10 protein-coding genes are annotated in these 12646 nt (G+C 63.6%); 5 read left to right on the forward strand and 5 right to left on the reverse strand.

Features of this window, described 5'->3' with window-relative positions; genetic code table 11:
• The first annotated feature begins 3 nt into the window (after window positions 1-3).
• The 5 genes from KO539_RS02460 (at window position 4) to KO539_RS02480 (ending at window position 6774) form a co-directional block, all read left to right on the forward strand.
• Window positions 4-2328, forward strand: a complete 2325-nt coding sequence (locus KO539_RS02460) for a sigma 54-interacting transcriptional regulator (RefSeq protein WP_219307164.1) — start codon at window positions 4-6, stop codon at window positions 2326-2328.
• The gene (locus KO539_RS02465; RefSeq protein ID WP_219307165.1) at window positions 2303-3523 is read left to right on the forward strand and encodes a DUF917 domain-containing protein; all 1221 of its coding nucleotides are present in this window, start codon (window positions 2303-2305) and stop codon (window positions 3521-3523) included. The genes KO539_RS02460 and KO539_RS02465 overlap by 26 nt, the downstream gene beginning before the upstream one ends.
• Window positions 3520-4233 (forward strand): aspartate/glutamate racemase family protein, encoded by a 714-nt coding sequence (locus tag KO539_RS02470; RefSeq protein WP_219307166.1) that lies wholly within the window; start codon window positions 3520-3522, stop codon window positions 4231-4233. The genes KO539_RS02465 and KO539_RS02470 overlap by 4 nt, the downstream gene beginning before the upstream one ends.
• Window positions 4234-4529: 296 nt before the next feature.
• A complete protein-coding gene (locus KO539_RS02475) occupies window positions 4530-6443 on the forward strand; it encodes a S8 family serine peptidase (protein ID WP_219307167.1) in 1914 nt (637 codons plus the stop codon).
• A 154-nt stretch (window positions 6444-6597) separates the two neighbouring features.
• Window positions 6598-6774, forward strand: a complete 177-nt coding sequence (locus tag KO539_RS02480; RefSeq protein WP_158301208.1) for a hypothetical protein — start codon at window positions 6598-6600, stop codon at window positions 6772-6774.
• Window positions 6775-7232: 458 nt separating this feature from the next.
• Here KO539_RS02480 and KO539_RS02485 read toward each other — a convergent pair whose 3' ends face one another.
• The 5 genes from KO539_RS02485 to KO539_RS02505 all read right to left on the reverse strand — a co-directional run bounded on the left by KO539_RS02485 (window position 7233) and on the right by KO539_RS02505 (window position 12612).
• Entirely contained in the window at window positions 7233-8423 is a 1191-nt protein-coding gene (locus KO539_RS02485) for a PA0069 family radical SAM protein (protein WP_374106318.1), read from the reverse strand.
• 80 nt (window positions 8424-8503) lie between these two features.
• The gene (locus KO539_RS02490; protein WP_219307168.1) at window positions 8504-9187 is read right to left on the reverse strand and encodes a tRNA-uridine aminocarboxypropyltransferase; all 684 of its coding nucleotides are present in this window, start codon (window positions 9185-9187) and stop codon (window positions 8504-8506) included.
• A gap of 71 nt (window positions 9188-9258) precedes the next feature.
• Window positions 9259-11022, reverse strand: a complete 1764-nt coding sequence (locus tag KO539_RS02495; protein WP_219307169.1) for a methyl-accepting chemotaxis protein — start codon at window positions 11020-11022, stop codon at window positions 9259-9261.
• Between the two features lie 264 nt (window positions 11023-11286).
• Window positions 11287-11799 carry a lipocalin family protein gene (locus KO539_RS02500; protein WP_219307170.1) on the reverse strand — a complete coding sequence of 171 codons (513 nt, stop codon included), beginning with the start codon at window positions 11797-11799 and terminating at the stop codon, window positions 11287-11289.
• A gap of 21 nt (window positions 11800-11820) precedes the next feature.
• Complete coding sequence (locus tag KO539_RS02505) at window positions 11821-12612, reverse strand: ABC transporter substrate-binding protein (protein ID WP_257626082.1); 792 nt, start codon at window positions 12610-12612, stop codon at window positions 11821-11823.
• Window positions 12613-12646: the final 34 nt, after the last annotated feature.

Below are 12646 nucleotides of genomic sequence, written 5' to 3' on the forward strand. Positions count from 1 at the left end.
CCTGTGCATGTCCCCGTCCACTGCGGCAGCGCCGGGGGCGGGCTGAACATCATTGGCAGTTCCCCAATATTCCAACGCCTGCTGCGCATGGTCGAAGCCGTGGCGCCGACCCGCTGCACGGTGCTCATCAGTGGCCCAACCGGTTCCGGCAAGGAAATCATCGCCCAGCTCGTGCACCGGCACAGCGGCGATCCCGCTGCGCCCTTTGTCGATCTCAACTGCGGCGCACTGCCGGAACACCTGATCGACGCGGAACTCTTCGGCCATACCAAGGGCGCATTTACGGGAGCGCTCAACAGCCGCACCGGGTTCTTCGCCCAAGCGGGACAAGGCACGCTGTTTCTCGATGAAATAGGCGAATTGCCGCTAGGTGTACAGAGCAAGCTGCTGCGCGTACTCGAAGCACGCTGTTTCCGGCCACTGGGCGGTGGTGATATCCAGCCGTTCAACGGCCGCATCGTGGCCGCCACCCACTGCGACCTGGCCGCGATGGTGCAAGCGGGCCGTTTCCGCGAAGACCTGTATTACCGGCTGGCGGTATTGAAACTCGACGTGCCGGGCCTGGACCAGCGCCGCGGCGACGTCGCCGCCCTCGCCACCCACTTTGCCAGCCTGCAGAAGCGGCCCATCCGCTTTACCGCTACCGCCATGGAACGCCTGGGCCGGCATGCCTGGCCCGGCCATATCCGCGAACTGCGCAACCTGGTTGAACGGCTGTCGATACTGGCCGAATCGGCGCTGATCGATGCCCACAGCCTGGACGCCTTCCTGTCGGCGGGCATGCCGGAAGACGCGGATCACACGCTGCTGGCGGAAGCCCTCATGCGGCTGGAAGGCGACGACAAGCTGGAGGCCGCGGAACAGTTGCTGATCGACTATGCGATGCGCCTTGCCGATGGCAACAAGACGATCGCGGCGCGCCACCTGGGCATCAACCGCAAGGTCATCGAACGCCGCGTGCATGGCGACGAGGAGCGCAGCAATTTTGCCCGCGTCTGCCTGCTGGAGGGACGTGCGCTGATCGAGGCGGCCCGTTTCAAGGAGGCCATCGAAGTATTGCGTCGCGGCCTCACCTTGCTGGCCGCCGACGCCCACCCCTGCACCGCGCGCCGCCTGAGCTGCGACCTGCACCGCTGGCTCGCCATTTCGCACCGCGGCATCAGCGGCTGGCAAAGCGCCGAAGCGCTCGCCTGCTACCAGCAGGCATTGCAGGAAGCGGCGGCGCTGGGCGACGAGGTGGAAATCACCGCCCTGCGCTTCGGCATCTGGAGCTCGCAACTGATGGCGCTGGACCTGGTGGCGGCGCGGGCTACGGCGCAAGACATGCTGCAGCGGGCGCAAGCCATAGGTGACACGGACTTGCTGTCGCAGGCCCATCTGGCCCTGGCCAATACGCTGTTCTGGCTCGGCGATTACCGCGAGACGCTCGCCTGCCTGGAGCGCGGACACCTGCTATGCGGCGCGGCATCGGCCGACACCGGAAGACAGGGCCTGGACATCGCCGTGCTGTCGAGCACTTTCGAAGGCCTGTCCTGCTTTCAGAGCGGCGCCTTCCGGCGCGCGCGCCAGGTAATGGACCAGCTGGCATTGCGCGGCGGCGCCGACAACCCGCATCCCTTCCATCGCGCCATCGCACTGCAGGGTGCCGCATGGCTCGCCTGCATGTTCGAGGACTGGAGCCGGCTGGCAAACCTGGCGGCGGACCTGCAAACCGTCGCCAGCGAATATGGCTATCAGTTCTACCTGGGGGTGGGCCAGATATTCCATGCCTGCGCATTGGCGTCGGGCAACATCGATGCACAGACCGAACAGCGCATCGCCGATGGCTACCAGCAATACATGCTGTGCGAAGGCGGCATGCTCTTCCATTCATTCCAGGCCTGGAAACGGGGCGAACTGCTGCTGTCGGCAGGCCAGCCATCGCAAGCCCGGCAACTGCTGCACGGCGCCATCGAACTGGCGCTGGAACATGGCGAACGGGCCTACCTGGTCGAACTGCTCGACATGCATGCGCAGACGTGGATCGCGGTGGGTGACCTGGACAACGCGGAACGCGAACTGGGCAGTGCACTGTCGACCGCCAAGGCGCTGGGCGCGACGGCCGGCGGCCTGCTGGTGGCGACCCGTCTGGCGCAACTGCTGCAGCAGCGCGGACGCCGGCCCGAAGCACTCGAACACCTCACGCGCGCCTTGCGCGGCGTGGAACGTGACACGGCTTTCCCCCGGTTTGCCCAGGCGCTGCAGTTGCAGACCACCCTGGCGCAAACCATTTCCATGCCATGCCAACCTGAGGATCCGCAACATGAGCTATGTGCTGAATCACGATGACCTTGAATCGCTACTGCTGGGAGCTTGCTTCTTCGGCAGCGGTGGTGGCGGCACGCTCACTTCCGCGCGCAGCCTGCTGGCCCAATTCCACGCCGGCGATTACTATCCGGACGCCCAAGTGCGCGTGGTCAGCGTCGACGAAGCCACCGATGGCGAGACGGTCATGGTGGCTTACCTGGGTTCGCCCGTGGCGATCAATGGCGCCCAACTTCCGCAAGGTCCCGTCGATGCCGTGATCGCCGTCAGGGAGCGCCTGGCGCTGGAAAACCGCACCCTGGCCTACCTGGCGCCACCCGAGAGCGGGGCGCTGGGGTTTCTCGTCGCCTGCCTGGTCGCCGCCCACCTGGGGCTGGCGGTGATCGACGCCGATGGCGCCGGCCGTGCCGTTCCCTCGCTGCCGCAGCTGACGTATGCGGCCGAGCAGATCAATCCGCGCCCGGCCTTCCTCGTCAGCCAGTCGGGACTGCGCGTGGAACTCGACGTCCAGCCGAGCCAGGGCGTGAATGGCGCCCACGCCCACCAGCAGGACGTGGCAACGATCATCGACCAGATGATGCGCCCCATCGTCTCGCAGGCCGATTTCAAGCAGTTCGGCGGGCTGGCCATGTGGATCATGGCGCCGGCGGAACTGGCCCGGGCGCTGCCCGTGCGCGGCACCCTGGGACGCGCCCTGCGCCTGGGCCGCGAACTGCAGGCAGGCCGCTTGCGCAGCGCGGACGAACTGGTCGACTATCTTGCGCGGCAATGCGACATGCGCGCCTGGCCCCTGTTTCCTCAGGGCACATTCGCCGCCGCCGAAGTCGACTCGCGCAATGGCTTCGACCTGGGCAAGATCACCATCCGCGCGGGTGAACGGCTATGCACGGTCCTGTACCAGAACGAATCGCTGCTGGCCTGGGATAGCAGCCGCAGCACGCCCCTCTGCATGGCGCCCGACACCATCAGTTACTTTGTCGAGGGCGATGGCCAGGCCGTGTATTCGAATGGCGACTTGCTGCTGCCTGACGGCACGCTCAACCCGGCCCTCCTGCAGCGCAAGGTGACGCTGCTGGGCCTGCAAGCCCACCCGGCATTGCGGGAACGGGGCGGCCTGATACTCGACAGCTTCATGCAACTGCTCAACACCATCGGCTACCTGGGACCCTATGTGCCGCTCACGGGCAACGCTGGCGCTGCGGCAGGGAGCGCCGCATGAAGCCGCTGCGCATCTGTATCGTGGCGCCGGTGGCCACGGCCACCTACAACCAGCGCCTGCTCGCCGCCATCGAACCCGTGATGCCGCCCGATGTCGAAGTGTCCGTGCGCAATATTTCGAGCGGGCACGACTGCATCGAATACCGCGTTGATTGGCTGCAAAACGGTTATCCGGTGGTGCAACTGGCCAGGGAAATCGAAGGCGAAGGCTATGACGGCATCTGGCTCAGCGACTTCGACATGTGCGGCGTGGAGGCCGCGCGCGAAGTGATCGACATTCCCATCCTCGGCGGCTTCCCGCCCGCCGCCTTTACGGCGCTGGCCCTCAGCCAGCGCCTGTCGATCATGACGATACTGCCCAGCACACTCGCCATGCAGCGGGGCCACATGCAGGCTTACGGCTTGCAGGACAGCTTCGCCTCGATCCGTTCCATCGACTGTCCCGTCGCCGACCTCGGCAAGCTGGACACGGTGGTCGAAAAAACTTTCCAGGCCGCCATGCTGGCGATACAGGACGACGGCGCCCAGTCCATCCTGCTCGGCTGCACCGGATTTGTCGGCGTCGCCGCGCGCGTCAGCGCGCTGCTAGAGGAAGCGCTGCACACCTATGTGCCGGTGATCGATCCGAACCAGGCAGGCTTCAGCTTCCTGGTGTCCCTCGTGCGCATGCGCCTGCGGCCCAGCCGCGCCTGCTACAGCAAGGATCGCTGAACCGCCGCACGCGCCCGCGTCACGCCATGCCGTGTCCCGGGCGCCCCCTCCCCGTCCTTGCCGCCTGCCGTTTTCGTCCATCCCGGCCAAAAAGGGTGGACGATATCCGCCATCATTGTTGCGTCACGACAATGCAAATCCGCCCCATCCCTTGAAAATCAAGCACTTGGCCTTCTGGCACACCCCTTGCTAAAGATCATGCTATCGGCGCTAGAGCAACAGGCGCCGCAGCAGGCGGGCGGAGCACCTCAAGCGGTGAGCCGCACGCCCTCCAGGACCCAGCAAGGAGCGCCGCCGTGCCGACGACTATGGAAGTATCCACCACCCACGACAGTCTGGCCAATCATGGCTTGCTGCCCGGCCTGGCTGCCTTGCAAGATGGCAACACCGGCTGTGCCGACATCTGCATCGCCGTGCTCGACGGTCCCGTCGATACCAGCCATCCCTGCTTTGCCGGCGCCAGGCTGCAACTGCTTGACACGCTCGCCACGGGTACCAGCGGCAGCGGCCGGGCATCGCAACATGGCACCCATGTCGCCAGCATCATCTTTGGCCAGCCCGGCAGCCCCGTCACGGGCCTGGCCCCCCATTGTCGGGGCTTGATCCTGCCCATCTTTGCCGACCGTGCCGACGGCGCACTGACACAATGCACGCAGCTCGACCTGGCCCGCGCCATCACCCAGGCCGTCGAGCACGGCGCGCACATCATCAATGTCAGCGGCGGTGAACTGTCCGACAGCGGCAGCGCCGATGGCCTGCTGCAAAAAGCCATACAGCTGTGCCATGAACGCAACGTCCTGCTGATCGCCGCGGCGGGCAATGACGGCTGCGATTGCCTGCATATTCCCGCCTCCATCGAGTACACCCTGGTGGTCGGCGCCCTGAACCGGCAAGGCGCGCCCATGCCCAACAGCAACTGGGGCGAAGCCTATCGCGCGCGCGGCATCATGGCGCCCGGCACCGACATCCTCGGCGCCGCTCCCGCAGGGCGCGTGCGGCTCAGCAGCGGCACCAGCTTTGCCACCCCGATCGTCTCGGCCATCGCAGCCTTGCTGCTATGCCGGCAACACCAACATGGGGATCGTCCTGACCCTCGTGGAGTTTGCAGCGCATTGCTGCAGAGCGCAACGCGTTGCAACACCAATGGCGAGCAGGACTGTCGCCGCCTCCTGACTGGGACATTGAATGTGCCGGGCGCCACTCAACTATTATTAAAAGGGAAAATTGAAATGTCAGACGATACTGTGATTGAAGCGAGCCCAGCCAATGCCGACACTTCCGCGCAGGTGCATCCGCTCAGCATTCCCATGCTGGAAACCCCCTCCCTGGCCAACCTCGCGGGCCCTTCCGGCGCGACGCGACAAGGCATCGCCGCTTCCGGCATCGATGCCTCCGATTGCGGCTGCGGCGGCGGCAGTGCCAAGGGCCCGACGCTGGTGTATGCGCTGGGCAACCTGGGCATCGACTTCGGCAGTGAAGCGCGCCGCGATTCCTTCGTCCAGGCCATGCCATCGGACAGGAACAATCCTGGCGATCCGCAGCAATTGATCGAATTCCTGCGCGCCAAGCCATATTTCCGCCAATCGCTGACCTGGACCGTCAACCTGGACGCCACGCCGATTTACGCGGTCGTTCCCGTCGGCCCATATGCCGACCTGACCTATGAACTGCTGTTCGAGGCCTATGTCGGCACCATCGATGGCCTGGTCGTCATGAATTCGTTTCCCGGCATAATCTCGGGCGCCGCCAGGCTGATGTCCGGCCAGGTCGTGCCCGTGATCCAGCCAGCCATCCGGGGCATGTTCAGCTGGAATGTGCCGCAGCTGATCGATAGCCTGATGGCGGTGCAGGACAGCCTGGAAATCAACAGCAGCAACACGGGCGCGCGCCTGGAAAACTTCCTGAACCGCATTTATTACGACTTCCGCAACCTGGGCGTCACGGGCATGGACCGCGCGCTCAACTTCTCGGCCACGAATGCCATGCAAGCGGCGGAAATGCTGGCCAAGACCACCAGCATGCAGCTCGATACCATCGTGGTGCAACAGAGCCCTGTCTGCCGCCCGGGCTCCGAATGCTACGACATCATCATGACCTTCTTCAACCCGGAAAACCTGCAGATAGCCAACACGGTCGCCCGTTTCGCCGTCGACGTCAGCGACGTGATACCGGTCAGCGTTGGCGCAGTGCGCTACTGGTCGCAACGCTAACGTCAACAGCATTTGAATTGTCGGGGCACGTGGGCGCAGCGATGCGTGCACGCGCTTCAGCATACGGTCGTTGGCGGGAAACGATCAGCACCGTACTTCGGTACGCACACCCACTGCCGTTGCCCGCGGCGGCGCCACCACAAGGAGTTTTAAAATGAACAATCTGCCATTGCAAGCCAAAGCCGTACAACGCAGCCCCAGCATCTCCGCCATCAGCCAGGGTGTCGCCCCTTCCGGCATTACCTGCACCCTGTGCAAAGCGGCTTGCGGCGCCTTGAGCGGCACCGCACAGCAACTCTGCCTGATGGCTTGCAACGCCACCGTTTGCTGATCAAGCCAGCAGGATCGAGCCATCCCGGCTAAACCCGGCATGCCTGCGGGCGATGAGTTTCTCGTCGCCCGTTCAGCCAGCTGGCGTCACCCACGATTGAGAAAGGACAGCGATGCGACTCCCACTATAAAGCCCGCCTGTTTCGCGCAGCGCGCGTGGCCCTATCAACGCACAAGCAACGCACAAGCCAACGTACAAGCCAGCGGCATGCAGCCGTCCGCCTGCTGACCGACCAACACGGGCCAAGGCCAGTACTTCGATACACACGGGCCGATAGGCGGACCGACAGCCCATCATTGCAGCGCCTGCTGCGCCCGGCGCGGCGCAATTCATTGGCAAGGCGTGAATGGCACCTTTGCCATCTGCCACTGAGCACCGATTCCGCTCGCCAGATTCCCGCCCCCTGGCCGCTGCCGGAAGCGGGAACTGCATTGACCGCAGTCCGGTCACGCCATGCGTTAGAACAAATCCAGCTGCCCCGCATTTCCCCCTTTTGCCTTGTTTCCCAGCGGCGGCACCACCAGCGGCCGGCGGAACTGCGTGCAATCGAGCTGCTTGAAGCGACCGCCCTTGCCGTGCAGCCCCAGCCGGTGCACGGCCTTTTCAAAGCGCTGGCGGATGAGGTCGGCCCACACGCCTTCGCCCCGCATGCGCGCACCGAACGCGCTGTCGTAATCCTTGCCGCCACGCATTTCACGTACCCGGTTCATCACGCGCTGGGCCCGTTCCGGGAAGTGCGCTTCCAGCCATTGCTGGAACAAGGGGCTCACTTCCCACGGCAGGCGCAGCACCACGTAATGGGCGTGGATGGCGCCCGCATCGCGCACGGCTTCGAGCAGCTGTTCGATTTCCGGCTCCGTCACGAACGGGATGATGGGCGCGATGCTCACGCCCACGGGAATGCCTGCCTCCGTCAGGGTGCGGATGGTACGTAGCCGCCGCGCGGGGGCGGCTGCGCGCGGTTCCAGGGTGCGCGCGATGGCCGGGTCAAGTGTGGTGACAGTCACGGCCACGGCCGCCAGGCGCTTGGCCGCCATGGGTGCCAGAATGTCGATGTCGCGTTCGATCAACGACGATTTCGTGATCAGCGCCACGGGATGGTCGCACTCGTGCAGCACTTCCAGCACGCGCCGCGTCAGCTGCCGTTCGCGTTCGCATGGCTGATACGCATCCGTGTTGACGCCCAGGGCGATCGGTTCGGGCACATACGAGGGCCTGGCCAGCTCGCGCCGCAACAGCTCGGGAGCATTCACCTTGGCGTAGATGCGGCTTTCGAAGTCCAGGCCCGGCGACAGACCCAGATAGCTGTGCGTGGGGCGGGCAAAGCAATAAATGCAGCCATGTTCGCAGCCGCGATATGGGTTCAACGAGACGTTGAACGGCAAATCGGGCGAAGCGTTGCGCGTGAGAATGGTGCGTGCCTGCTCGTCGCTGACCTGCGTCTTCCAGGCCGGCGCCGGCGCCTCACCATCTGCCGTATCCAGGCCGCCCACGCTCCAGCCATCATCGAAACCGGCGCGCGCGTGCACTTCGTAGCGCCCCTGCAGGTTCGAGACGGCACCGCGCCCCTTGTGCGCTTTCAGCGATTGCGGCGGCAACATGGCTTGCCCGGCGAAGCTGTCATCGTGATCTGGAATGATTGCTTTCATGAACGGCCCCATCAACTGTATATACGTACAGTATACTATGCCGCTGTGCGGCCAATATCAAGGGCTGCCATGGTGCTATTTCAAGCTTTTTCCCCCTGCGGCATGACATAACTCAACTGCTGCGCGACAAAACCGTCAAATGCCGTGATCAGGGGAACGAAGCGGTCCTCGTCCTGCTCCAACTGCATCAAGGCATAGCACGTCGCTTCCAGGGTCGATAACTGGTCTGGCGCGTGCGCCTTGCGGATCAGGTAATGGGAAGCGGGCGTATCGCGCAGGGGCAGGCGCGGCAACTGTTGCAACAGGGGATTCAGGTACAGCATCTTGCGGCTCTTGCGCCAGGTGGCGTCCAGCACCACCAGCCGCAATAAGGTGGGATCGAGCAAGATGGCGGGGTCGAGCGCTGGCGGCGGCGCGATGCCCAGCGAACGGTCGCCGGGCGTATCCGGGTATAGCAGCACGTTGTGCTTGTCGGCCAGCAGTCCGGCGAGCGTATCGGGGGCAAACTGCTCGCCCGTCAGCATGCGGCTGTTGGGCAAGCTCAGGTGCAGCAAGCGGGCGCTGCCCTTGGCATTGTGGACTTCCAGCGGATGCTGCAGGATCAGCACGTCCACCGCGTGGGCAACGGGGGCGATCCAGCGGCAGATGCAGCTGGATGCGGCGCGCAGGCAGGCTGGGCAGCGCGCGCGTTTGGCGGGTTCCGCCTGGGAGGACGATGCAGCGGTAGCGCTAAGGGTAAGGCTGGAGGTACGGCGGGTGGTCATGGCGGAGCGCGTTCGCGGCTGTCTTCAAGCCGCGATTGTAGCGCCCGCGCGATGCTAGGAGGAAACTGCGCTTAAAACTCTTCCCATTCGTCGGCGCCCGATGCCACCGGCGCCTTCGACGCGCGTGCACGCACAGCGTCCGCTTGCGCCGCCTTGCCCGGCGTAGGCGCAGTCACGGCAGGCGCCGGTGTGCGTCGCTTGGCAGGCTGAATGGCGGGACGCATGGCAGCTCGCATCGCAGCTGGTGCAGACGCCGTCACGGACGGGCCAGCACTGGCCGATACATATTGTTGCGTTGCATCGAGCTTGAACACGCCCACGACCTCGGCCAGCTTGGCGGCCTGTTCCTGCATGGATTCGGCCGCCGCGGCAGCCTCTTCCACCAAGGCCGCATTTTGCTGCGTCACCTGGTCCATCTGGCCGATGGCCTGGTTGACTTGTTCGATGCCGGCGCGCTGTTCATCGCTGGCATCCGTGATCTGGTTCATGATCTGCGTCACGTGGCTGATGCTTTGCACGATTTCATCCATGGTGCGGCCAGCCTTGTCCACCAGTTGCGAACCGGCCTCGACCTTTTGCACGGAATCGTCGATCAAGCCCTTGATTTCCTTGGCCGCCGCGCTGGAGCGTTGCGCCAGGTTGCGCACTTCGGAGGCCACGACGGCAAAACCACGGCCCTGCTCGCCGGCCCTGGCCGCTTCCACGGCCGCGTTCAGAGCCAGGATATTCGTCTGAAAGGCGATGGCGTCGATGACGCTGATGATGTCGACGATCTTGCGCGAGGAATCGTTGATCGAACCCATGGTGCTGACCACTTCCGACACCACCACCCCGCCCTTGCTGGCGATCTGCGAAGCGTCGATGGCCAGCTGATTGGCGCTGCGCGCATTGTCGGCATTGAGTTTCACGGTGGAGGTCAGCTCTTCCATGGACGACGCCGTCTCTTCCAGCGAACTGGCCTGCTCTTCCGTGCGCGACGACAAGTCCAGGTTGCCGGCGGCAATTTCGCTCGACGCCGTGCTGATCGATTCGGTGCCGGCGCGCACCTGGCCCACGATACTGACGAGTTTATCGTTCATGTTTTTCAGCGCATGCATCAATTGCCCCGTCTCATCGCGGCTTTCCACGACGATATGGCTGGTCAGATCGCCAGCGGAAACGGCTTCCGCCACCTCGACGGCGCGCGTGATGGGACGCGTGATCGAGCGCGTGATCCAGTATGCGCAGGCGATACCCAGCAAGATGGCCACCCCGCCCAGCGAGATCAGCAGCAAACGGCCGCTTTCGTAGCGCGAACGGATTTGCGCGGCCGTTTCATCGAGCAATCTGGCTTCCAGCAGTTCCAGCTTCTTCAGCGACGCCAGGTAGATGTCGCGCTTGACGGCCATGTCGCCTTCATACAGGCGCTTGCCCAGTTCCAGGTCGCCCGCATTCTTGGCCTTGAACACGTTCTTGCGCACTTCCGTGTAGGCCTTGCGCGTGCTCAGTACTTCCTGGTACAGCGATTGCTCTTCGGCATTCAGCTCGCTCTTGCCGATATCGTTCTGGATTTCCGTGGCGCGTGCCGACGAGACCGCCATTTCCTTTTCAAACTGCTTCTGGTGCTCGGGATCGCCCACTTTCCAGGCGGCCGCCGTGCGCGCCGCATTCACCTCGATGACCTTGGTCCACTCGGCGATCAGGCGCTCATTGCGCACCTTGACGTTGACGAGCGCATCGGTTTCCTTGCTGGCGCTTTGCATCTGCACGATGCCCACCACGGTCAGGCTGGTCAACAGGAACAGGACGGCGGCAAAACCGCCACCGAGACGTACGCCGATTTTGAGGTTTTTCATTGCGTGATTCCTATCTGAAGAAAACGATGCACAGACGCCACGAAACCGACCTGCTGCTACGTACCAATATAGCAGGCATCTGCCGTGCGGCAATCACGAACGGTGGCGCGACGGACACGTCGCCACCGGAATGGCAGCGCGCCGCAGCGCACTACTTTGGAGCAGATTGTGAGTGAATCAGAATGGTATTGCAAGAAATAACATGCAGAAAAGCAACAACCATAAGGTGAAATGCCGCCACGAACGGGCGGCAGGCAAGCAGTGTCAGTTTTGCTTCACGTAAATCAATTTTGATGTATCGAAACCCAGGCCAGCGGCTTTCCCGATCAGGCGCTGCTGCAAGGCCGGATCCATGGTTGGCGTGCGCGACAACAGCCAGAAGTAGGACTTGTCGGGACCGCTGATCATGGAATAGCTGTAATCTTGCTGGTCCAAATCAAAAACGATGTAGGAACCATAGAAGGGGCCGAAAAACGACACTTTCAGGTAGCCCACGTCTTTCTTGTCAACGAAATACGCCTTGCCTTCCGCGTCCTTCCAGACGGCGTCCGCATCCTTGTAGCCGCGGTTGAGCACTTTCAGGCCGCCATCCTGGCGCAAGCTGTAATCGGCCGTCACATGACTCAGGCCGCGTTCGAACGAATGGTCGAGGCGCGCGATCTCGTACCACTTGCCAAGATAGCGGGTCGTGTCGAAGTTGCTAACAGGCACAATATTCTCGGGACGGCCCACGCAGCCGGCCAGTACAAGCACACTTAGCAATAACAGTCTTTTCATGTTTTTCTCCGTCCGGTTGAGTCAGGGTTGCAGCGCGTGGTCAACGATGCGGCGGATCGCGCCACTGTTCCGCATGCGCTCGATGGCGGCATTGAATTGTTCGATAAAGTCATCGCGATAAGGATAGGCGGCAAGCTGGCGCGCCGTAAAACCCAGGTGGCCCTGCTGGCTGGCCAGCTGCGCCGTTTCCTGTATCGCCTGCATCGGCGTGCCAGGCGCCCCCTCGCGCCGGATGCGCTGCAATTCCCACTGCGCCGACAGGCGGTCGCTGACATAGCAATCGATGCGCCCGCGCATCAGCTTGAGCAGATTCGTGCGCGTGCCCTTGGCAGGGTCGAGCACGATTTTTTCAGCGCGCAAGGATGCCATCAAGCCCGCGTCGCCTGGCAGGAAACCCGCGTTCACGCCGATGTGCAGGCCACCGTAATCGGCGGGCCACTGCCGCAGCGCGCGTTTGGCCAGCACGTCCTGGTTGCACAGCACCACCAGCTGCTCCATCAGCAGCGGCACGGAATAGCGCACGTACGGCCGCTCGCTGCGCCACGAATACGGCGGATACAGGGCGAAGGCATCACCCGTCTGCAGCATCAGCAAACCCCGTTTCCAGGGCACGGGACGCAGCTGCACCGCATACTGCGGCATCGATTGCATCGCTTCGCGCACGATCTCCGTGTAAATGCCTTTCATCTGGCCGTTTTCAACATAGGAGTACGGCGGATAATCGTCGTCGCCATAAATCACCAACGGCGTTACCCCCTCGGCCTGCGCGCTGGCAGCGATGAACAGGCATAGCGCGGCAGGCAAGATGAGCATTCTGAACATGCCCGAAGAGTAGCATGGAAGGGGC

The sequence above is a fragment of the Janthinobacterium sp. NKUCC06_STL genome (assembly GCF_019345455.1).
Classification (GTDB): domain Bacteria; phylum Pseudomonadota; class Gammaproteobacteria; order Burkholderiales; family Burkholderiaceae_D; genus Janthinobacterium; species Janthinobacterium rivuli.